Consider the following 23036-nt stretch of genomic DNA (forward strand, 5'->3'; position numbering starts at 1 on the left):
TATCAAATTAATGAAAAAGTGTTAAATTTAATATGGATAGGTGTTTTATATATGTCTCATTTGGCTAGGTCAGTTCAGCACTTGGTGAACTCGAGGATTATTATGTAACTGTCGAAGTAGAGGAGCAACAGGCATCTATGTTCGACCTACTACAAGGCTCTGGTATGGAAAATATGGGAATGAATATGCAGGATGCATTAAGTAACCTCATGCCGAAAAAGCGTAAAAAGCGTAAATTAACAGTTAAAGAAGCTCGTAAAGTCTTAACAAATGAAGAAGCCGCTAAACTAATTGATATGGATGAGGTAACACAGGAAGCTGTAAACCGAGCAGAACAGTCGGGTATTATTTTTATCGATGAGATTGACAAGGTTGCAGGTAAAAGTCATAATTCTTCTTCTGCAGATGTTTCAAGGGAAGGAGTCCAACGTGATATTTTACCAATTGTAGAAGGTTCGACAGTTGTCACCAAATATGGTTCTGTTAAAACAGATCATATGCTCTTTATTGCAGCTGGGGCTTTTCACATGTCAAAGCCTTCAGATTTAATCCCTGAATTACAAGGTCGTTTTCCGATTCGTGTAGAGCTAACTAAGTTGACAGTAGATGATTTCTACCGTATCTTAGTTGAGCCAGATAATGCATTATTGAAACAATATTCAGCATTATTAGAAACAGAAGGTATACAACTGGAATTTTCTGACGATGCTATTCGTAAGATAGCTGAAGTTGCCTTTCAAGTGAACCAGGATACAGATAATATTGGTGCTCGTCGTCTACATACAATTATGGAAAGACTATTAGAGGATTTATCATTTGAAGCGCCGGACATTACGATGGAAAAAATCACAATTACTCCACAATATGTCGATGAGAAATTAAGTACAATTGTAAAAAACAAAGATTTAAGTCAGTTTATTTTGTAAGTTTATCAGGAGGAACAAGAAAAATGCCATTATTAGAAAGAACTAGAAAAATTAATGCAATGCTGCAAAATGCAGCAGGTAAACCAGTTAACTTTAAGGAAATGTCAGAAACATTAACCGATGTAATCGGTGCGAATACTTTCTTATTAAGTCGTCGTGGGAAACTTCTTGGTTTTGCCATCAAGCAAACGATTGAAAATGAAAGAATTAAGAAAATGATTGAGGATCGTCATTTCCCTGAAGAGTACACACAAAGCTTATTCAACATTCAGGAAACATCATCTAATCTCGATATTGAAAGTGATTATACTGCTTTTCCAATCGAGAACAAGGAATTGTTTAAGAATGGACTAACAACGATTGTTCCGATAATCGGTGGTGGAGAACGATTAGGAACACTCATTCTTTCAAGACTAGATGAAAGATTTGAAGATGATGACCTTATCTTAGCTGAATATGGTGCAACAGTTGTTGGTATGGAAATTCTGCGTGAAAAAGCTGAAGAAATTGAAGAAGAAGCTAGAAGCAAAGCTGTTGTTCAGATGGCAATTAGTTCATTATCTTATAGTGAATTTGAAGCTATTGAACATATCTTTGAAGAGCTAAATGGCAACGAAGGATTATTAGTTGCAAGTAAAATTGCTGACCGCGTAGGAATTACAAGATCAGTTATCGTTAATGCATTAAGAAAGCTTGAAAGTGCTGGTGTAATTGAATCTCGTTCACTAGGAATGAAAGGTACTTACATTAAAGTACTAAACGATAAATTCTTACTTGAATTAGAAAAACTAAAATCACATTAATTAATAAAAAACGAAGATGTAATTCACATCTTCGTTTTTTTTTTGTTTCATGATTATTATAAAAGTGTTCGTAACATAATTTGTCGAGTTTTTGAAGTGGAAATATGTACTTGACGATTTTTGTAAAAAACTCGTGAAACTACTCCTGTGAAATTCTATAATGATAAACGGAAACTATGAGTAGAAAGTCCTAAATTGTCGAAAATTATCACTTTTTATCACAAGCTTCATAGACAGATAGAATTAATTTCATTACAATGAAAAAGGAGTTAATACGATTCGTTATATTTATTCGAATGATAGTACTTTTTTGTGAGGGGTTTATATGAAACTTTTTTCTAATACAATACATTCACTTGAAAAAGCTTTGGATTATTCAGCTTTAAGACAGAAGGTCATTTCAAATAATATAGCAAATGTGGATACACCAAATTATAAAGCACAAGATGTGAGCTTTAAAAATCTTCTTGCTAATGAGACGGAAAGCCAAATGAGAGCTAATCGAACAAATGAAAAACATATCGAATTTACAAGCAGTAAACGTTCGAACAATCCGCTCATTGCGAAGAACGATACTGCATATAACCATAACGGTAACAATGTCGATATCGATAAGGAAATGGCACTTTTAGCAGAAAATCAAATTTACTATAATGCCATCACACAAAGAATAAGCGGGAAATTCAATACATTAAAAACAGTCGTAAAAGGAGGAAACTAAAGGTGTCAATATTTCAAAGCCTCAATACAAGCAGCTCAGCCCTAACTGCGGGACGACTTAGAATGGACGTTATTTCTTCTAATATGGCAAATGTGGATACAACAAGAGGGAAACTTGTAGATGGACAGTGGCAGCCGTATAGAAGGAAAATGGTTGTTCAGCAGCCTCTAGGCAATAGCTTTTCTTCCCACTTATCAAAAGCGATGAATCAATCAAAAACAGGAAATGGTGTTAAGGTTACAGGTATTGTTGAAGATCAAACCCCATTTCAGCTTGTATATAACCCAGATCATCCTGAAGCTAATGCAGACGGGTATGTGGCTCTTCCGAATGTAGACCCTCTAAAGGAAATGGTCGACCTGATGAGTGCCACTAGATCCTACGAAGCGAATGTAACAGTTTTTAATGCGTCAAAAGGAATGTTAATGAAAGCTCTAGAAATAGGGAAATAGGTGATAAAGCATGATAGATAAGGTAAATATTACTACATCACAGGTTTTGTCGAAACCTGTTACACAGCCAAAGACTGCAAGTGCAGTTCAAAAGGAATTTAGCAGCTTTTTAAAAGATGCCTTAAATAATGTAAATGAAACTCAACAGACTTCAGATAAAATGACCGAAAAGCTTGTTAAGGGTGAAAATGTAGATTTACACCAAGTAATGATTGCTTCTGAAAAAGCAAGTGTGTCATTGCAAACGACACTTCAAATTCGAAATAAAGTTGTGGAAGCATACCAAGAAATCATGAGGATGCAGGTTTAGTCCGGGATTTTAAATTTTCTACTTAGGGGTATGTCATGAAAGAGAAACTACTATTATATAAGACAAAAATAGGCGAGTTTTGGAATAAACAATCTGGCTTTCAAAAAGCTACAATTATTGGTTTGCCATTGCTTTTCATTTTTATTATTTCGCTTACTGTGTTTTTTACAACAAAAACAAACCTAGTTCCTATGTATAGCAATCTATCTCCACAGGAAACAGGACAAATAAAAGCGACGTTAGATTCAAGAGGAATTCAATCTGAAATAGCGGATAATGGATCGACCATTAAGGTGCCAGAGGAACTGGTAGAACCCTTAATGGTCGAACTTGCGGCAGAAGGAATACCAGATAGTGGTAACATTGATTATTCATTCTTTGGCCAAAATGCTGGATTTGGGATGACCGATAATGAATTTAATATGTTAAAACTTGAATCCACACAAACAGAATTAGCAAATATGATCAAGAGCATCGATGGGATAAACGATGCGAACGTTATGATCAGTATGCCGAACGAAGGAATTTTTGTAAAAGATAGCCAAGCAGAGGCCTCCGCATCAATCGTACTTAACACGAAACCCGGATATAAATTAGACGGGCAGCAGATTAAATCTTTATATCACTTGGTTTCCAAAAGTATTCCTAACTTACCTACTGATAATATCGTCATAACGAATCAAAACTTTGAGTATTTTGACTTAGAAAATGAAGGAAATGTATCAGTTATAGGAAATGTAGCCTCACAGCTTGATTTGAAACGTGAGATTGAAAGAGATATTCAAAGACAGGTTCAGCAAATGCTAGGGACGATGATGGGACCAGAGAAGGTTTTTGTATCTGTAACTACGGATATTGATTTCACTCAAGAAAACCGTCAAGAAAATTTAGTCACACCCGTTGACCCTGAAAATATGGATGGAATCGAAATTAGTGTCGAACGTATTACTGAAACCTATACAGGTGAAGGAGCCCAGGCTGGTGGAGTTGTTGGTACCGGAGAATCAGATGTCCCATCCTATAACACTGATGGACAAGCTGGTAATGGGGACTATGAACGAATCGAAGAACGTGTGAATAAAGATGTGAATCGAATTACAAAAAATATTGTTGAAGCACCATATAAAATTAGAGATTTAGGAATCCAGGTAATGGTTGAAGCTCCAGACCCGAAAAATCCTACATCGATGCCACAGGAAAGTGTCGACGATATCGAGAGAATATTGAGCACTATCGTAAGGACTAGTATTAATCAAGATGAAAATACTGAGTTATCACAAGAAGAGATACAGGATAAAATTGTCGTTTCAGTTCAAGAATTTAGTGGAAAAACGAATACTGTTCCTGAATCACCAATCATTAAAGCAATTCCTTTATGGGTATATATTGTAGGTGGTATTTTAGTACTTGGCCTAATCATTCTATTATTTTTCTTTTTACGTAAAAAGAAAGAAACAGAGATTGAAGAGATAATCCCTCAACCAGAACCTGTATTATTTAATCAAATTCCAGATCTTAATGAAGAAAAAGAATCGGAAACAACGGTTAGAAGAAAGCAATTGGAGAAGCTTGCGAAAGATAAGCCTGAAGACTTTGCAAAATTATTACGTTCATGGTTAGCGGACGAGTAGGAGGTGGAGAAATGGCAAAACGAGATATGCAAAACGGACTCACCGGAAAACAAAAAGCGGCCATTCTCCTCATTTCACTTGGCCCGGATGTTTCGGCTTCAGTGTATAAGCATCTTTCAGAGGAAGAGATTGAGAAACTAACTTTAGAAATATCAGGGGTTCGTAAGGTGGAAGCAAATACAAAGGAACAAATTATGGAAGAGTTCCATCAGATTGCAATGGCTCAGGATTATATCAGCCAGGGCGGAATTGGATATGCAAAAACGGTACTCGAAAAAGCTCTTGGTGAAGAGCAAGCAGGAATTATCATTAATCGACTAACATCTTCATTGCAGGTTAAACCGTTTGATTTTGCAAGGAAAGCAGATCCAGGCCAAATTTTGAATTTTATTCAAAATGAGCATCCACAGACAATTGCCTTGATTTTATCGTACTTGGATTCAAGGCAGGCTGCACAAATATTATCTGAGTTGCCACAAGAGGTTCAAGCAGATATAGCTAGAAGAATCGCCATTATGGATCGAACTTCACCCGAGATAATAAATGAAGTTGAACAAATATTAGAGCGTAAACTCTCTGCTACGGTGACACATGATTATACACAAACAGGTGGTATTGAGGCAGTTGTCGAGGTATTAAATGGTGTCGATCGCTCAACTGAAAGAACAATATTAGATGCACTCGAAATACAAGATCCAGAACTTGCTGAAGAAATTAAGAAGAGGATGTTTGTATTTGAGGATATTGTGACACTCGATAATCGTGCAATCCAACGTGTGATTCGAGATGTGGAGAATGAAGATCTTATGCTTTCCCTTCGTGTTGCAAGCGAGGAAGTCAAGGAAATTGTCTTTAAAAACATGTCGAAGCGAATGGTCGACACATTTAAAGAAGAAATGGAATATATGGGACCTGTTCGATTGCGTGATGTTGAAGAAGCTCAAACTCGTATTGTAACAGTCATCCGTAGACTAGAAGAAGCAGGGGAAATTGTCATCGCTCGTGGCGGAGGAGATGATATTATTGTCTAACGTTATTAAGTCAGGTTCCTTGCAGACGACAAACGATTCTCCTAAGAGAGTCATCGGACTTAAAGTTCTACAAACAAAAGAAACGAATAATGTCGAACCACAGCCAAATTCACTTTTAGTCTCTCAAAAAATAGTAGAAGAGGCTAGAGAACAAGCGGATAAAATTGTGAAAGATGCGATTTCCTATTCAAACTCACTTAGGCAACAAATATTAGTGGAAAAACGTGAGTGGGAAGAAGAAAAACAACTGTTAATTAATAAAACATCAGGAGATGGCTTTCAAGCTGGATTGGTTGAAGGTAGAGAACAGGGCTATCAAGAATATAGAGATTTACTTGCTGAGGCTCGTAAAATTATTGATCTATCAAAGCAAGATTATGATCGATATCTTGATTCTTCTGAAGAAGTCATTGTTAAGCTTGGCTTAACAGTAGCAGAAAAAATCATTGGCTCTCATCTTTCTGAGAAACCAGAGGATTTTGTTTTTCTCGTTAGAAAGGCGACTAAAGAAGTAAAGGAACATTCTAATATTATGATTCAAGTCAGCCCACATTATTTTCAATATGTGATGGAGCAAAAAGAGGAGTTAATTGCCATCCTTAATCGAGAAACTGATCTTTTTATCTATCCGAATGAAGATTTCAAAGAAACAGATTGTGTGATTGAATCATCCTTCGGAAAGATTAATGCAAGTGTAGATACTCAACTTACAGAGATAAAAGAAAAACTGCTTTCTTTGCTATTGGAGGAATAGGTCGTGAAGGCAATCGAGCTGCTAGATCAAATCCATACAATTGATTCATATAAGCGGTACGGAAAGGTGACAAGAGTTGTTGGCTTGATGATTGAATCTCGTGGACCGGAATGTTCGATAGGCGATTTATGTCTTATTTATGTGGGATTAACACATAAAAGATGTATTCAAGCCGAAGTAGTCGGTTTCCGTGAAGAGCATGTAATCTTAATGCCTTTCTCAAATGTAAAGGATATTTCACCAGGCAGCATCGTGGAAGCTACTGGCAAGCCACTTGATATAAAAGTCGGGGAAGGTTTACTTGGAAAGGTATTAGACCCATTAGGACATCCCCTTGATGAAAGCGGACTTCCTAGAGGATTGTCGTCGGCTCCTACTGAACAGGATCCTCCTAACCCACTATCTCGCCCTCCAATAGAAGAGCCAATTGAGGTTGGTGTCAAAATGATTGATACCCTCTTAACGGTTGGTAAAGGACAACGTGTTGGAATTTTTGCAGGAAGTGGTGTTGGTAAAAGTACATTATTAGGAATGGTTGCTCGAAATACAACTGCTGACATTAATGTAATTGCACTTGTTGGAGAGCGTGGACGAGAGGTAAGAGAGTTTATAGAAAAGGATTTGGGTGAAGCGGGCCTTAAAAGATCGATTCTTGTGGTGGCGACTTCAGATCAGCCGGCACTTCTTAGAATCAAGGCAGCGATGACTGCTACTGCGATTGCAGAGTATTTCAGAGATAAAGGTTTAGATGTCATGTTAATGATGGACTCTGTTACCCGCGTTGCAATGGCAAGCAGGGAAATTGGCTTAGCGATTGGGGAACCACCAACAACGAAAGGATATACACCGAGTGTGTTTACCACACTTCCCAGACTATTGGAGAGAACTGGTACCAATCATTTAGGCTCAATAACTGCTTTTTACACAGTGCTGGTAGACGGTGATGATATGAATGAACCGATTGCCGACACAGTTCGAGGTATACTTGATGGGCATTTTGTTCTTGATCGAAGTCTAGCTAACAAAGGACAGTATCCTGCAATTAATGTATTAAAATCGATTAGCCGTGTAATGAACCAAATTACATCAAGCGAACATAAAGCTTATGCAGAAAAAATTAGAGGGATATTGGCCACTTACCTTAATTCAGAAGACTTAATCAATATAGGGGCTTATAAAAGGGGTTCTTCAATTGAGGTTGATGAAGCAATCAGATATTATCCTAAGATTATTTCTTTCTTAAAACAACAAACCGATGAAAAATTCACGTTTGAAGAAAGTGTACACTTATTAGCACAATTGGCCGAAAAAGGTGAATAAAACAAATGAGTTATACGTTCAAATTTCAAAAAGTGATGTCGCTAAAAGAAAATGAGAAGAATCAAGTTCTTTCAGATTATAAAACATCTGTCAAAGAATTCGAAGAGGCTGCAGAAGCTTTATACGATTCTTTAAAAAAGAAGGAAATACTTGAAGAAAATCAAAGACAGCAGCTACAAAGCGGCTTATCCATTCAAAGTATTAGACAACAACAGTCTTTTATTACTAGCTTAGAAAGAACAATTATGTATTACCAAAATCTTGTTATAAAAGCAAGAAACAAAATGAAACAGCTACAATCATTGCTAACCGAAAAAAATATCGAGGTTAAGAAATACGAAATCATGCATGAAAAAGATTTTGCTATTTATGAGGGACTGTTAAAAATACAAGAAAGTCAAATGATGGATGAAATTTCAATCCAACAATATATGTCAAAAGGAAGATAGGTGATTAAATGGAGACAAACGAAAAAGAATACAGTAGATTTCAATGGTTCCTGTTTGTCATTCTTATACCGTCTATCTTTACTTTATTAGTAGTATTTGTACTTCTATCTGTTGCTGGTTTTAAGCCACTTGGAGTAATGAATGATGTCGTTGCTAAAATACCAGCAGTTAGTTCTCTTTTTAGTGATGAAAAAAAGGAGCAGAATCCGGAAGAGGATGAAATAGAAATTGCTGATTTAGAGTCTGAGATACAGGAAAAGGAAACGAAAATTACGCAATTGGAAAACGAATTGGTAAAAAAGAGCGATGAAATTGAAGCATTAGAAAATGAAATTAATAACCTTTCAGATGAACTTGTAAAACTCCAGAAAGAACGTTTAGCTAAAAGCAAATCTTTAAATGAATTAACTAAAATGTATGAGCTGATGTCTCCCAAAAATGCGGCAAAAATAATTCCGAATTTACAAGAAGAAGAGGCAAGGGAGATTCTTTCAAGTATTGATACAGAAAAACTAGCCGCTATCTTTGAAAAAATGGCGCCTGAGGACGCAGCGAAATTTACTCAATTGATTACACAATAATGATCCTACTAAACTTGAAGGGAGGTGAAGTAATGTGAATATGGTAGTAAATTTGGAACCATCATCTGGAGCATTCAGAAAGGCTGTTGATTCAAGTCTGGGCAATGGCTTAATCCAAGGTAATAATACTTTTGAATTGTACTTTCGGGAGAAATTAGATGCAATTTTTGAGAACGACCCAAAACTTTTCGGAGATCCTAAATTAAAGCTTACTCCTAATTTTAATGCAGGAAAAGAAGAGGATTCCACATCTATGGCTACAACCAATCAAGCATTATCTGAATTCCAGTCTTTTGTAAAAGAAGAATTCGATTTATCTGGTTTAGAAGATGTATTTCTGACACTTCCACCTGATTTGGTAGACCAAATAAAAGTATTTATCACTGGAATTCAAAATGGTGAAATCGAGCTGGGAGTTGGACAAGCGTATGGAGAAGCTGAACAATCTGCATTGCTGTTAGTGGCTACACGTTTAGTTGAAGAAAATCCAGTAATTGATCAGGCTGTACTAATAAACCTTCTAAAGCAAATGAAGATAGCTTCTAACGAGGAATTGACTACAAGTCCTCAAGTTTCGAAGGACTTAACCGATTTAAAGGCAATTAAGCTTATCCAAGAGTTGATGCAGTCGCTAGAAAACAAGACTTCTTTAGTCGAGAAGCCAAGGACAGAATCTCAGTCCCGTCTTCACTACCTGCAAACTGTACATTCGAGATATTTTTCGGCACCAAAAGGGATTGAAACGACACAGGCTGATACGGCTGGTAAGTCTATACAACAAGCAAGTACACACCAAGTTATAGGAAATTCAAGAGAAGCCATTTCTGTAGCTGATTTGAGCTCCAATCATATTTCTAGGGCTGAGCAATTTACAATAAACGTTGAACAAACGAGTAAACCGTTACCGAATCAGCGACAATTCATAAAGCAGTTTCAGAATATCCTAGCAAGAAGCAACTTTTTGAATAGTGGCGGGCAACAAAAATTATTAATTAACTTATATCCTGAACATCTTGGGTCACTACGAATTGAAATTCTTCAAAGTGAAGCAGGTATGATTGCAAAAATTTTGGCTTCAACGAGTCAAGCAAAGGAATTAGTAGAGTCACAGTTAACAAACCTAAAACACTCTTTCTTAGCACAAAACATTTCAGTCGAAAAAATTGAAGTTTCAACACAGCTTCAGTATCAAACTGAAAAAAATCTGCAAAGAGAAAATGAACAACATGGTCAGCAATCAGGAAGACAACAGAAGGAACAAAATAATCAAGAACAAAATGAGGATGTTTCTTCCTTTACAACTGCTCTATTGGATGAGCTTGTCAATATTAAAATTTAGGTGGTGATGAATGTGACTACAAAAATAGATTCGAGTCTTTACCTTTCAAATTTAAAGCAAGAAAGAAAAACTGGTAATGATATTTTAGGAAAAGATGATTTCTTAAAGATATTAATGACACAGCTTCAAAACCAAGATCCAATGAATCCAATGGAAGATAAGGATTTTATTGCTCAAATGGCGACCTTTACCTCGCTTGAACAAATGACAAATATGAATAGTACTTTAGAGAAATTCGTGACTAGCCAGAAGGGTGAACAGCTTTTAAAATATAGCTCTATGATTGGGAAAGAAGTTGAATACAGTTTTAAAACTGAGGATGAGAATGGAAATGAAATCATCAATAAAGGGCAAGGAATTGTAACATCTGTATCACAAAAATCAGGGTATATTGAGCTAGAGTTAAAGGACGGAACTAAGATTTATAGTGATGAAATTTTAAAAGTGAAGGAACCTTCTAACGAGGAAGAATAGGAGGTGTTAAGATGGATCATCGTATTCTGCAAATACAAAATCATCCCTTGTCATTAACAACACGGAATAAAGTGCAGCATAGAAAGCAGCCTTCCATTTCTTTTAAAGATACTCTCGCAAAAGAGTCAGAACTAGTAATAAGTAAACACGCACAAAAAAGATTGGATGAAAGAAACATTAACATTCAAGATTCTAAATGGAAAGAAATCCAAACAAAAATCTTAGAAGCAAAAACAAAGGGAATTCAAGATTCTTTGGTCGTGACTAAAAATGCAGCATTAATTGTAAATGTCCCAAATAATACAGTTATCACTGCAATGAATCGTGATGAAGCAAATTCTCAGATATTTACCAATATTAATGGAACCATTATTTTAGATTAATCATTTATCAGGCTGGACCTTAACAGGAAGCCGGGGTGTGCCGACCGATAGACGCCACCTTAATTGAAAGGGGAAAATAAAATGTTACGTTCAATGTATTCAGGAATCAGCGGTATGAAAAACTTTCAAACTAAACTAGATGTAATTGGTAATAACATCGCTAACGTCAATACTTACGGATTCAAGAAGGGAAGAGCAGTTTTTTCCGATATGATGAGTCAAACGATTCAAGGTGCAAAAGCAAATGACGGTGTAAGAGGTGGTGTGAATCCAAAGCAGGTTGGTTTAGGTTCTACATTATCTACAATTGATACTATTTCTACACAAGGAAGTATCCAATCTACTAACCGACCACTTGATTTAGCTATTTCCGGATCTGGTTATTTTACTGTATCTGATGGTACAAATGACTTCTATACTAGAGCAGGTAATTTCTATTTAGACGAAACTGGTAAATTAGTAAATGGCAGCGGACTAAATGTTGTGCCAGATATTACAATACCTTCGGATGCCCAAAGTTTTAGTATTGATTCAGCTGGTGTAGTAAGTTACGTAGACAATACCGGTAGTTTACAAACAGCAGGAACATTAGAAATTAGCATTTTTGCGAATCCTGATGGTCTCGAAAAGTTTGGGGATAACCTGTTTATTGAAACACTAAACTCGGGAACACCTACAGCAGTAACAGCTGGAAATGGGGAAAGTGGAAAATTAATGGCTGGTGCTCTTGAGATGTCAAATGTTGACCTTTCTGAAGAATTTACAGAAATGATTGTTGCACAACGTGGATTCCAAGCGAACACTCGTATCATCACCACATCCGATGAAATCCTTCAAGAGCTTGTAAACCTAAAACGTTAAGGGGGTAAGGGGTATTAGACAACACTAAAACCCCGATGAAAAGTGATTACTTTAACGAAATTAAATGATAAAAAGTTTACATTAAATGCATTATATATTGAACAGGTTGAATCCTTTCCTGATACAACCATTACCTTAACAAATGGTAAAAAGTTTGTTGTCAAAGAAACAGAAGAAGATGTACATGTGAAGGTTCATGAATTTTATCAAAAAATAAATGTACTTGGCCTTCGTTAATGCTTGGGGAGGATAGGGTGCTATGAAAAATAAACTTCTTGTGGTAATGGTCATCATATTAAGTACGATAACATTAGTCGGTACCACTGCATTTGTCATTCTAACGAAGGTTGCAGCGGGTGAAGGTGAAAAGGAACCATCGATTGATCAGGTACTTAAAGCGACTGTAGAAATTCCAGAAATCACAACAAAACTATTAAGTGATGATTATATCCGTATATCCTTTAATATTCAAACAGATGGAAAAAAAGGCAAAGAAGAATTGGAGAAACGAGAGTTCCAAGTAAGCAACATCATTATTAAGGAACTTTCCAATATGACTTCTGAAGAATTTAAGGGTGAAGAAGGAATCGTGAATCTTGAAAATAGATTAAAGGACCGAATAAATGAATTAATGCAAGATGGTACTGTCGTTAAAGTCTATGCGACATCCTTTCTTCCGCAGTAACCAATTTAATTAAATGACCTAATGAGCGGAGGTGGAACCTTGCCTGGTGAAATATTATCTCAAAGTGAAATAGATGCTTTACTTTCAGCCCTGTCAACTGGTGAAATGAATCCGGAAGAACTAAAGAAAGAAGAAAGTGAGCGCCGAGTTAGAGTATATGATTTTAAGAGGGCACTTCGATTCTCAAAGGATCAGATTCGAAGTATCACCCGAATACATGAAAATTTTGCACGATTATTAACAACCTATTTTTCAGCTCAACTTCGAACGTATGTACAAATCACAGTAGGAACAGCAGATCAGGTACCATATGAAGAATTCATACGTTCGATTCCAAAAATGACCATATTAAATGTGTTTGAAATGCCTCCACTCGAAGGGCGAGTATTACTAGAAGTAAACCCTAATATTGCATATGCCATGCTCGATCGAGTACTTGGAGGTAAAGGAACAGGACTAAATAAGATCGACAGTTTAACTGAAATAGAAACAAAAATTATGAGCAATATGTTCGAAAAAGCATTTGAACAAGCTAGGGAAGCATGGGCTAATTTAGTAGAAGTTGACCCATTTTTAACTGATTTTGAAGTAAATCCACAGTTCCTTCAAATGGTTTCTCCAAATGAAACGGTTGTTGTTATCTCACTTAATACTCAAATTGGTGAGACTAGTGGGATGATAAATATTTGTATTCCCCATGTGATTCTTGAGCCAATTATTCCTAAACTATCAGCGCATTACTGGATGCAAACGGCTCCTAGAAAAGAACGGAATACAGAGGAACTGGCCACAATAAAAAGCAATCTGAAAGATACTAAACTACCAATTATAGCAGAATTAGGTACAGCCAATATTGCGATCCAGGAGTTTTTATTATTAGACGTTGGCGATACAATCCAGCTTGACAATATGATTGAACACCCAATTGATGTAAAAATTGAAGGTATCCCGAAATTTCATGCGCAGGTTGGTAAGGTAAATAAGAAACAAGCCATTCAAATCCTAATGGAAATAAAAGAGGGGGGCAGTGAAGATGAATAATGGTAATATGCTATCTCAAGATGAAATTGATGCATTACTTAAAGGTACAGCTGACTTAGACAATGAACCGGTAGCAGACAAAAATAAACCCCTTATCGAGGATTTTTTATCTTTAATTGAACAGGACGCACTCGGGGAAATTGGGAACATATCTTTCGGGAGTTCGGCAACGGCTCTTTCTACACTACTCAATCAAAAGGTTGAAATTACTACTCCAAATGTAACGCTTATTCAAAGTTCTCAACTCGCGGATGAGTTTCCACACCCATGTGTAACGGTCTATGTAAACTATACAGCTGGTTTTACAGGAACAAATCTATTAGTCATTAAACAAAGTGATGCATCAATTATTGCTGATTTGATGCTTGGTGGAAGCGGACTTGCAGCACCAACAAACCTAGGAGAACTTCAATTAAGTGCTGTTCAAGAGGCGATGAATCAAATGATGGGTTCTGCTGCGACTTCAATGTCAACTGTATTTAGTAAGAAAATTGATATTTCTCCACCTAGTATTGATATGCTTGACATGAGTAATAGCAATGGTGTAGAAAATCTTCGACTTGATGATATCTTAGTGAAAATATCATTTCGATTAAAAATTGGTGAACTAATTGATTCCACAATCATGCAGCTTGTGCCAGTTCAATTTGGAAAAGACCTTGTTGGTGAACTTCTCTCCCCACAGGCAGAGTTGGTAGCCCCAACAATTGAACAATCGTCTTCCCATGTTGACGAAGAGATGTTAATGCAGAATCAAAATATTACTAATCACCGCGCGGTACAAAATACATCATATCAACCGACTCAGCAGGTTCAACAATCTGAATATAACCAGCCTATTTCAAACAGTGGCCCGCAACATCTAGGAGGATTCCAGGCGAAACAACCTGAAATCCAACCTGCGGTGTTCTCTGAATTTGAATCGATCCATTTACAAGAATCTGAATCTAGAAACCTAAACATGTTACTCGATATTCCACTTCAAGTTACGGTCGAATTAGGTAGGACCAAACGGTCTATAAAAGAAATTCTTGAATTGTCTGCTGGTTCTATAATTGAGTTGGATAAGCTCGCAGGAGAGCCGGTAGATGTTTTAGTAAATGGAAAACTTATCGCTCAAGGTGAGGTTGTTGTTATTGAAGAAAACTTTGGTGTTAGGATCACCGATATTATTAGCCAAAGTGATCGAATAAAAAAATTGAATTAATAGTAGGGGGCTATTCTAATGGCAAACAGAATTCTTATTGTAGATGATGCAGCATTTATGAGAATGATGATTAAGGACATCCTAACTAAAAATGGATACGAAGTCGTAGCAGAAGCAGCTGATGGAGCACAAGCTGTTGAAAAGTATAAAGAAACACAACCAGACCTAGTAACAATGGATATAACTATGCCAGAAATGGATGGAATTACAGCACTTAAAGAAATTAAAAAAATAAATCCAAATGCAAAAGTTATTATGTGTTCGGCTATGGGTCAACAAGCCATGGTTATTGATGCCATTCAAGCGGGTGCGAAGGATTTTATTGTAAAGCCATTTCAAGCAGACCGTGTGATTGAAGCTATCAGCAAAACGCTAAGTTAGCAATAACTAACCGAATAATGTAGCACCTAAATCGAGACTTGTAATTCTATTTATTCAGGAGAGTGGCAACAAAATTGAAATATATTAAAAAAGTTATTCTTGCACTTATCTTCTTTCATGCCTTGCTTGTCACTTTTCCTGTTCAAGCTGAAGAAGGTCATATTGATAGAAGTGTAAGTGATGTACTTGAAAATCAAGAAAAACAAGTAGATAAAGAGCAGGAAACGGACGCTATTGAAACCGCAGAACCTGTCAGTGAACTAACAGCAGGCGATTTTATTAAAATGATCTTTACAACGTTATTTGTCATTGCACTCATTTACTTATTATTAAAATTTGTCAATAAAAGAAATCGCATGTTTAATCAGCATAGGTTCATTGAAAATCTAGGTGGAACAAGTTTAGGTACAAACCGATCCATTCAGATTGTGAAAGTTGGGGAGCGGATTCTAGTAGTGGGGGTTGGAGATACCGTTCAGCTTCTTAAAGAGATCGAAGACACGGATGAAATTAATGAAATTTTGGAACAGCATAATGCATCATTGGATTCCATGATTCAGCCTAGAGATCTCCTTAACCGGATGATTCAAAAAAGAAAAGAAGTCAAAGATGGGGACCAAGGTCATTTTTCCTCGTTGTTACAAAAGCAACTATCAGAATTAAAACAAGGGAGAAAGAAAATTGTCGAGCAACTTGAAAATAAGGAGTCTAGTAAAGAATGAATGAATTTATGGAGTTTTTTAATACTAGTGCCCCCGAAAATGTGTCGACATCAGTTAAACTTTTACTTCTATTGACTGTTCTTTCACTAGGTCCTAGTATTTTGATCTTAATGACGAGTTTCACGAGGATAATTGTTGTGTTGTCATTTGTTCGAACTTCACTTGGGACACAACAAATGCCTCCAAATCAGGTACTGATTGGTCTGGCATTGTTTTTAACTTTCTTTGTGATGGCGCCGACTTTAAGTGAGGTCAATGAACAAGCCTTAACCCCTCTGTTTAATGAGGACATTAATTTAGAGGAAGCCTATAATCGTGCCTCGTTACCGTTCAAGGAATTTATGAGTGTACATACCCGGCAAAAGGATTTGGAGTTATTTTTAAATTACTCAGGAGCTGATAGGCCGGAAACGATTGAGGATATTCCCTTAACTGCTTTGGTACCGGCTTTTGCGATAAGTGAGCTTAAAACAGCGTTTCAAATTGGTTTTATGATTTTTATTCCGTTCCTTGTGATCGATATGGTTGTTGCAAGTATCCTTATGTCTATGGGGATGATGATGCTACCGCCAGTAATGATTTCTTTGCCGTTTAAAATACTATTATTTGTCCTCGTGGACGGATGGTATTTAATTGTTAAATCCTTATTACAGACCTTCTAAGAGTGGGTGAACAGTTTGAGTCCTGAAGCAGTTATTTCATTAGCAGAAAAAGGTGTATATACGACCTTAATGATTTGTGGTCCACTTTTATTAGTGGCTTTAGTTGTTGGGTTGATTGTTAGTGTGTTCCAGGCCACAACACAAATTCAGGAGCAAACCCTGGCATTTATCCCTAAAATTATAGCCGTGCTAGTCGGGTTGGTATTTTTTGGACCGTGGATGCTTTCAAAGATGCTCGCATATACGCATGATATTTTTAGTAATTTAACAAGATTTGTAGGTTAAAAAATGACAGAGATATATACCTATTTTCCTGCCTTTTTACTTGTATTAGTGAGGGTAACGAGTTTTTTTGTAACGATGCCTTTGTTTTCATATCGGACTTTGCCGGCATTACATCGAATCGGAATTGCTTTCTTTATTGCATGGGTTATGTTCCTATCTATGGAAAAACCAATTCTCCAGATTGATGGCTATTTTATCATGTTAATTCTCAAAGAGGCTATGGTGGGTCTCTTAATTGGGTTAACAGCTTATATGATTTTCGCTGCGATTCAAATTGCAGGGGGCTTTATCGATTTTCAGATGGGGTTTGCCATCGCCAATGTTATTGATCCACATACAGGGGCGCAAAGTCCATTGATGGGACAATATTTATATACGTTTGCACTCCTCTTTTTATTGGCAATTAATGGCCATCATTTATTGTTGGATGGAATTTTTTATAGCTATGAATTTATCCCAATGGAACAATCAACTCTCCCATTTGGTGATGAAAATATAGTCGAATTTGTTATTAAAGCTTTTGGAACAATGTTTATAATAGCATTTCAAATGTCAATGCCAGTCGTTGGTGCCTTATTTTTAGTAGATATTGCTCTAGGTATAGTGGCGAGAACAGTCCCACAATTAAATGTATTTGTTGTAGGTCTTCCATTAAAAATTGGGGTTAGTTTTGTTGTATTATTTATCGCGATGACGATGATTTTTATGCTCGTTGGAAACCTGGTAGACAATATGGTATTTACGATGCGAGGTTTAATGGAACTATTAGGAGGAAGCTAGATGTATTTTGTTCGTCTTGATCTGCAATTTTTTGCAGGTGAAAAAACAGAAAAAGCCACTCCTAAAAAACGTCAAGAAACAAGAAAAAAGGGTCAGGTTGCAAAGAGTGCAGATATTAATACCGCACTACTACTAATTTCGATCTTTTTTACACTGCTTGTTTTTGGTGGATTCATTTTAGATCGAATATTAACCTTTTTAAATCATTCTTTTAGCCATTATTTATTGATTTCACCGACTGAACAAAGTGTTCAGGAAATTTTTATTGAACTATCTTTAGAGGCTGCAATTATATTAGCACCGATTATGATAATTGCCCTTATCGTTGGAATTGCAGCGAACCTTATGCAGGTTGGTTTTTTATTTTCAACAGAAGCGATTCAAATGAAGTTAAATAAGCTTGATCCGATTCAAGGATTTAAACGAATTTATTCGATACGTGCGCTTGTTGAGATGCTTAAATCAATTTTAAAAATCGTGATCGTAGGTGGCGTTACGATTTCGATTCTTTGGTTCCGTTTGGAAGATATTTTGTCCTTGTCACAGAAAACCGTTGGAGCAGCTCTAGTTGTTCTTGCCAAACTAACAGTCCAGATGGGGTTATTTGCGGGAGGAGCACTTTTATTCTTATCGTTCTTAGACTATCTTTATCAACGTTTTGATTATGAAAAAAACATAAGGATGTCTAAGCAGGATATTAAAGATGAATATAAGAAGACAGAAGGAGACCCTCTGATTAAATCAAAAATAAAGCAAAAACAACGTGAAATGGCAATGAGTCGAATGATGCAAGAAGTGCCAAAGGCAGATGTCATTATTACAAACCCAACTCATTATGCAATTGCTTTAAAATATGATGAATCAAAAATGGATGCTCCCTTTGTAGTTGCAAAGGGTGTAGATTTTGTTGCGGGGCGAATTAAGGAAATTGCAAACGAGCATGAAATCACGACCATCGAAAACCGTCCTCTCGCAAGAGCCCTATATGCAGGGACAAATATTGGGGATGCGATACCAGAAGAGTATTTTAAAGCGGTAGCGGAAATTCTTGCCTATGTATACCGATTGAAAGAAAAGATATAAACGATTTTTAAGAGATTTTTACTAATTCCTCATCACTTATGTGTTTTTTGACTTAAAGGAGAGAAAACAATGCGAGCAAGAGATTTATCAGTTTTATTAAGTGTAATCTTAATAGTTGCGATGCTAATTATTCCATTTCCATCTTGGATGCTAAGCATTTTAATTATTGTTAATATTTCTCTTGCATTGTTAGTTCTTTTAACTTCAATGAATATGCAGGAACCACTTCAATTTTCAATTTTCCCTTCTTTATTACTTCTTTTGACCTTATTTAGATTAGGGTTAAACGTTTCTACAACTAGATCAATACTCGCTACAGGGGATGCTGGTGGGGTAGTGCACACCTTTGGTACCTTTGTAGTTGGTGGGAATGTGGTTGTCGGATTTGTTGTCTTTTTAATCCTTGTTATTATTCAATTTGTTGTAATTACAAAAGGTTCTGAACGTGTTTCTGAGGTTGCTGCGCGCTTTACATTAGATGCAATGCCAGGGAAACAAATGAGTATAGATGCTGATTTAAATGCTGGTATGATTTCTGATACTGAGGCCCGCGAGCGCCGTGATAAAGTAAGTAGAGAAGCTGATTTTTACGGGGCAATGGACGGGGCAAGTAAGTTCGTAAAGGGAGATGCAATAGCTGGTATTATTATTGTTCTTATCAACTTAATTTTTGGATTTATCATCGGGATGACACAACATGGCTTGGGTTTCCAAGAGGCGCTTTCTAAATTTACCCTGTTAACTGTAGGGGACGGAATTGTCAGCCAGATTCCTGCATTATTAATTTCAACAGCGACAGGGATTGTGGTTACTCGTGCTGCGTCTGAAGGAAATTTAGGGACAGATATTACAAAGCAATTATTTGCTTTTCCAAAGATGCTATATGTGACTGCAGGAACGATTTTCCTTTTAGGATTGTTTACTCCAATCCATGATTTTTTAACAATTTCAATCTCAAGTTGTTTAGCGATTGGCGCCTATATGATTTCTAAAAGTAAGGATCAGGAGACTCAATTAGAGCCTGAAACCGAAGAAGAAGTACAAGTAGAGGACTTAAAAAGTCCAGAAAGCGTCGTGAGTCTGTTAAATGTAGACCCCATTGAGTTTGAGTTCGGTTATGGATTGATACCATTGGCTGATACAAACCAAGGTGGAGATATATTGGACAGAATCGTGATGATCCGTAGACAATTGGCGATTGAGTTGGGGTTAGTCATCCCAGTCGTTAGAATAAGGGATAATATTCAATTACAGCCAAACGAATATCGTCTGAAAATAAAAGGTAGTGAAATGGCAAGAGGGGAACTTTTACTTGATCATTTCTTAGCGATGAGCCCAGGTTATGAGGATGATTCGATTGAGGGAATCGATACAATTGAGCCCTCTTTTGGATTACCGGCAAAATGGATAGCTGAGGATATGAAAGACCAGGCAGAAATGCTAGGTTATACGGTCGTTGATCCTCCATCTGTTGTGTCAACACATATCACCGAAGTAATTCGAAGGAATGCCCATGAGTTACTGGGAAGACAAGAGACAAAGCAACTGATTGATCATCTAAAAGAATCATACCCAATTTTAGTAGAAGAGGTCACGCCAAATCCACTAGCAGTAGGAGATGTTCAAAAGGTATTAGCTAAGTTACTTAAAGAAAATGTGTCAATTCGAAATCTGCCTATCATCTTTGAAACACTCGCAGATTTTGGACGAATGACAACTGATACGGATTTATTAACGGAATACGTGAGACAATCACTAGCCAGACAAATAACAAATCAACACATTGTTCAAGGTGAAACAATGAAAGTTGTAACTTTATCAGGAAGAGTTGAAAAGTTTGTCGCTGATGGTGTTCAACAAACAGAACATGGAAACTATCTGTCAATTGATCCAAATGTGTCACAATCCATTATTGAAGCGATAGCAAAACAAATCGAAAGTGTTAGTATACAAGAACAATCTCCGATTTTACTATGTTCTCCTGCGGTCAGAATGTATGTGAGACAATTAATTGAACGATATTTTCCACAAGTTCCTGTACTTTCTTATAACGAGCTTGAGGCAAATGTTGAAGTTCAAAGTGTTGGGGTGGTGAATATAGATTGAAGGTAAAAAAATATATTGCTACTTCTATGCCAGAAGCAATGAAAATGATTCGTGCTGAATTAGGTAGTGATGCGGTCATCTTAAACTCAAAGGTTGTTCAAACGAAGGGGGTTTTCGGCCTTTTTCGAAAAAAGAATTTTGAAGTGATAGCAGCTATTGATTCTCAAGTCCCTAAGACTCAAACAATGAAACCGAAAGAAAAGAATAAAAAACCAACGGTTATTGATATAAAATCTGAACCAATCCCAATTAAACAAGAGGTTGCCAAACCTGTAAATACACAACAGGTAAAGGATCGATCAGAGTCGACACCAGATCTTGTAAAAGAAATGAAAGAACTAAGGGTCGCGATAAAAGCAATATCTGTTGATAGTAGTCCTTATCCAGCCCCCTTACAGGAAATAAATCAATTGCTGGCTCATCAAGAAATAAATCCATCCATTCGAAAAAAAGTTATGTCTACTTTAATGGAGAAGTGGTATTTGAAAACAGAAAATGCATCATTTGGAGAAGTCAAGGGATGGACGAAGGAATGTTTGGCTTCCATCATTTCCGGAGTTGAATACGGTGGCTTAACCTTTCAAAAAAAATATATTAATGTTGTTGGTCCAACAGGTGTTGGAAAAACAACGACCATTGCTAAAATTGCAGCGGACAGCATGTTGAAGGACAAAAAGAAAATTGCCTTCATTACAACGGATACATTTCGAATTGCTGCGATTGAGCAACTAAAAACATATGCAAAAATCCTTAGTGCTCCTGTTGAGGTTTGTTATTCTTTTGATGATTTTAAAAAAGCAAAGGAAGCCTTTAAGGATTATGATGTTATATTCATTGATACTGCAGGCAGGAACTTTCGTAATGAAAAATATATTGATGATTTAAATAATTTAATCCATTTTTCAAATGATATGGAAACATTTTTAGTGCTTTCACTAACATCCAAAATGAGTGACATGAAAGTAATTTATGAACAGTTTTCCAAAATTGCAATATCCAAATTTATATTTACAAAAATGGATGAAACGGCAAACTATGGAGCGATGGTGAATTTAATTGCTGATTCTGGTATCGGTGTCGCATATCTAACGAATGGTCAAAATGTGCCAGATGACATTGTCGTGGCTACGCCAACTCTAATAACTAATACTATCCTTGGAGTTGATGAATCATGATAGACCAAGCTACAGCTCTTCGTAACAAACTAGGATCGATGAATAACGAACAAGACCAACCGAAGACAATAGCTATAATCAGTGGAAAAGGTGGAGTTGGTAAATCCAATTTTTCATTAAATTTTTCCATTGCCCTATCACAATTTGGCAAGAAGGCTTTGTTGTTTGATATGGATATTGGAATGGGGAATATTGATATCTTGATGGGGATAACAGCCCACCATACGATTGTAGACTTATTTGAAAAAAATCTATCAATAACAGATCTGCTTATTAAAGGTCCGGAAGGCATTGACTATATTGCGGGAGGCAATGGCTTACCTTCGCTTTTTAAGCTGGATGAAAGCAAATCTCAGTATTTAATAAACCAATTGCAATCCGTACTACATGATTATGACTACATTATTTTTGATATGGGCGCTGGTATGTCCGAGGAAAGTGTTAAATTTCTTATGGCAATGGACGAAATATTTGTCATTACCACACCTGAGCCAACCTCTATTACAGATGCATACTCAGTCATTAAATATATCTGTTTATTTGTTCAGTCGATTCCTATGTATTTGATTGTGAATCGAGCTGATAATGAATCTGAAGGAATGCAAACCTTAAAAAGATTAAAACAAGCTGTTCTACAATTTTTAATAAAAGAAATTAAACTACTAGGAGTATTACTTGATGACAAAACCGTCCAAAAGGCAGTCAGTCACCAGGAACCATTTTTACTATATGCCCCTAATGCAATAATCAGCAAAAATTTACTTGATATTTGCAAAAGTTATCTTGGTACTGAAAAAAGTCAGGAGAAAAATCAACATACCTCCTTTATATCAAAGTTACAACGTTTTTTCGTACGTGGTAGATAGGAGTTTAG

General features: G+C 36.4%; 27 protein-coding genes and 1 pseudogene. All 28 read left to right on the top strand.

Annotation, left to right across the window (positions count from 1 at the left end):
* Positions 1-77: 77 nt before the first annotated feature.
* Positions 78-926: pseudogene (hslU, locus tag ACR65M_RS09690) on the top strand (ATP-dependent protease ATPase subunit HslU); the annotation flags it as partial.
* Positions 927-949: 23 nt separating this feature from the next.
* Positions 950-1729, top strand: coding sequence for a GTP-sensing pleiotropic transcriptional regulator CodY (codY, locus tag ACR65M_RS09695; protein WP_099352412.1), 780 nt, complete (start codon positions 950-952; stop codon positions 1727-1729).
* Between the two features lie 325 nt (positions 1730-2054).
* The gene (gene flgB, locus ACR65M_RS09700; protein WP_341331904.1) at positions 2055-2450 is read left to right on the top strand and encodes a flagellar basal body rod protein FlgB; all 396 of its coding nucleotides are present in this window, start codon (positions 2055-2057) and stop codon (positions 2448-2450) included.
* Positions 2451-2458: 8 nt separating this feature from the next.
* The gene (gene flgC, locus ACR65M_RS09705; protein WP_121446706.1) at positions 2459-2902 is read left to right on the top strand and encodes a flagellar basal body rod protein FlgC; all 444 of its coding nucleotides are present in this window, start codon (positions 2459-2461) and stop codon (positions 2900-2902) included.
* Positions 2903-2912: 10 nt separating this feature from the next.
* Positions 2913-3212, top strand: a complete 300-nt coding sequence (gene fliE / locus ACR65M_RS09710; protein ID WP_341331903.1) for a flagellar hook-basal body complex protein FliE — start codon at positions 2913-2915, stop codon at positions 3210-3212.
* 35 nt (positions 3213-3247) lie between these two features.
* The gene (fliF, locus tag ACR65M_RS09715; RefSeq protein WP_440273213.1) at positions 3248-4843 is read left to right on the top strand and encodes a flagellar basal-body MS-ring/collar protein FliF; all 1596 of its coding nucleotides are present in this window, start codon (positions 3248-3250) and stop codon (positions 4841-4843) included.
* 11 nt (positions 4844-4854) lie between these two features.
* Complete coding sequence (gene fliG, locus ACR65M_RS09720) at positions 4855-5874, top strand: flagellar motor switch protein FliG (RefSeq protein WP_440273214.1); 1020 nt, start codon at positions 4855-4857, stop codon at positions 5872-5874.
* Positions 5867-6628: a flagellar assembly protein FliH gene (fliH, locus tag ACR65M_RS09725; RefSeq protein WP_440273215.1), complete on the top strand. Its 762-nt coding sequence runs from the start codon at positions 5867-5869 to the stop codon at positions 6626-6628. Before fliG ends, fliH begins: the two co-directional genes overlap by 8 nt.
* 3 nt (positions 6629-6631) lie before the next feature.
* A complete protein-coding gene (gene fliI / locus ACR65M_RS09730) occupies positions 6632-7948 on the top strand; it encodes a flagellar protein export ATPase FliI (RefSeq protein ID WP_341331899.1) in 1317 nt (438 codons plus the stop codon).
* Between the two features lie 5 nt (positions 7949-7953).
* On the top strand, positions 7954-8397 hold the full coding sequence (fliJ, locus tag ACR65M_RS09735; RefSeq protein ID WP_440273216.1) for a flagellar export protein FliJ: 444 nt from the start codon (positions 7954-7956) through the stop codon (positions 8395-8397).
* A gap of 8 nt (positions 8398-8405) precedes the next feature.
* On the top strand, positions 8406-8978 hold the full coding sequence (locus tag ACR65M_RS09740) for a MotE family protein (RefSeq protein WP_440273217.1): 573 nt from the start codon (positions 8406-8408) through the stop codon (positions 8976-8978).
* 40 nt (positions 8979-9018) lie between these two features.
* Positions 9019-10317, top strand: a complete 1299-nt coding sequence (locus tag ACR65M_RS09745; RefSeq protein ID WP_440273237.1) for a flagellar hook-length control protein FliK — start codon at positions 9019-9021, stop codon at positions 10315-10317.
* A gap of 6 nt (positions 10318-10323) precedes the next feature.
* On the top strand, positions 10324-10791 hold the full coding sequence (gene flgD, locus ACR65M_RS09750) for a flagellar hook assembly protein FlgD (RefSeq protein ID WP_440273218.1): 468 nt from the start codon (positions 10324-10326) through the stop codon (positions 10789-10791).
* A gap of 11 nt (positions 10792-10802) precedes the next feature.
* Entirely contained in the window at positions 10803-11174 is a 372-nt protein-coding gene (locus tag ACR65M_RS09755; RefSeq protein ID WP_341331895.1) for a TIGR02530 family flagellar biosynthesis protein, read from the top strand.
* Positions 11175-11255: 81 nt separating this feature from the next.
* Positions 11256-12035 (top strand): flagellar basal body rod protein FlgG, encoded by a 780-nt coding sequence (flgG, locus tag ACR65M_RS09760; protein WP_440273219.1) that lies wholly within the window; start codon positions 11256-11258, stop codon positions 12033-12035.
* 42 nt (positions 12036-12077) lie between these two features.
* The gene (locus ACR65M_RS09765) at positions 12078-12272 is read left to right on the top strand and encodes a flagellar FlbD family protein (RefSeq protein ID WP_099352425.1); all 195 of its coding nucleotides are present in this window, start codon (positions 12078-12080) and stop codon (positions 12270-12272) included.
* 22 nt (positions 12273-12294) lie between these two features.
* Positions 12295-12720, top strand: a complete 426-nt coding sequence (fliL, locus tag ACR65M_RS09770) for a flagellar basal body-associated protein FliL (RefSeq protein ID WP_341331893.1) — start codon at positions 12295-12297, stop codon at positions 12718-12720.
* A 39-nt stretch (positions 12721-12759) separates the two neighbouring features.
* The gene (fliM, locus tag ACR65M_RS09775; protein WP_341331892.1) at positions 12760-13761 is read left to right on the top strand and encodes a flagellar motor switch protein FliM; all 1002 of its coding nucleotides are present in this window, start codon (positions 12760-12762) and stop codon (positions 13759-13761) included.
* A complete protein-coding gene (gene fliY / locus ACR65M_RS09780) occupies positions 13754-14968 on the top strand; it encodes a flagellar motor switch phosphatase FliY (RefSeq protein ID WP_341331891.1) in 1215 nt (404 codons plus the stop codon). The genes fliM and fliY overlap by 8 nt, the downstream gene beginning before the upstream one ends.
* A gap of 18 nt (positions 14969-14986) precedes the next feature.
* Complete coding sequence (gene cheY, locus ACR65M_RS09785; RefSeq protein ID WP_341331890.1) at positions 14987-15349, top strand: chemotaxis protein CheY; 363 nt, start codon at positions 14987-14989, stop codon at positions 15347-15349.
* A gap of 74 nt (positions 15350-15423) precedes the next feature.
* A complete protein-coding gene (gene fliO, locus ACR65M_RS09790) occupies positions 15424-16071 on the top strand; it encodes a flagellar biosynthetic protein FliO (protein WP_440273220.1) in 648 nt (215 codons plus the stop codon).
* Positions 16068-16733 (top strand): flagellar type III secretion system pore protein FliP, encoded by a 666-nt coding sequence (gene fliP, locus ACR65M_RS09795; RefSeq protein WP_121446586.1) that lies wholly within the window; start codon positions 16068-16070, stop codon positions 16731-16733. The genes fliO and fliP overlap by 4 nt, the downstream gene beginning before the upstream one ends.
* Before the next feature lie 15 nt (positions 16734-16748).
* Complete coding sequence (gene fliQ / locus ACR65M_RS09800) at positions 16749-17018, top strand: flagellar biosynthesis protein FliQ (RefSeq protein ID WP_341331888.1); 270 nt, start codon at positions 16749-16751, stop codon at positions 17016-17018.
* Positions 17019-17021: 3 nt separating this feature from the next.
* On the top strand, positions 17022-17798 hold the full coding sequence (gene fliR / locus ACR65M_RS09805; protein ID WP_440273221.1) for a flagellar biosynthetic protein FliR: 777 nt from the start codon (positions 17022-17024) through the stop codon (positions 17796-17798).
* Positions 17799-18881, top strand: coding sequence for a flagellar biosynthesis protein FlhB (gene flhB / locus ACR65M_RS09810; protein ID WP_440273222.1), 1083 nt, complete (start codon positions 17799-17801; stop codon positions 18879-18881).
* Between the two features lie 69 nt (positions 18882-18950).
* Positions 18951-20987: a flagellar biosynthesis protein FlhA gene (flhA, locus tag ACR65M_RS09815; protein WP_440273223.1), complete on the top strand. Its 2037-nt coding sequence runs from the start codon at positions 18951-18953 to the stop codon at positions 20985-20987.
* Complete coding sequence (flhF, locus tag ACR65M_RS09820) at positions 20984-22162, top strand: flagellar biosynthesis GTPase FlhF (protein WP_440273224.1); 1179 nt, start codon at positions 20984-20986, stop codon at positions 22160-22162. The genes flhA and flhF overlap by 4 nt, the downstream gene beginning before the upstream one ends.
* Positions 22159-23028 (top strand): MinD/ParA family protein, encoded by an 870-nt coding sequence (locus ACR65M_RS09825; RefSeq protein ID WP_440273225.1) that lies wholly within the window; start codon positions 22159-22161, stop codon positions 23026-23028. Before flhF ends, ACR65M_RS09825 begins: the two co-directional genes overlap by 4 nt.
* Positions 23029-23036: the final 8 nt, after the last annotated feature.

It is taken from the genome of Ferdinandcohnia sp. SAFN-114, assembly GCF_059415045.1.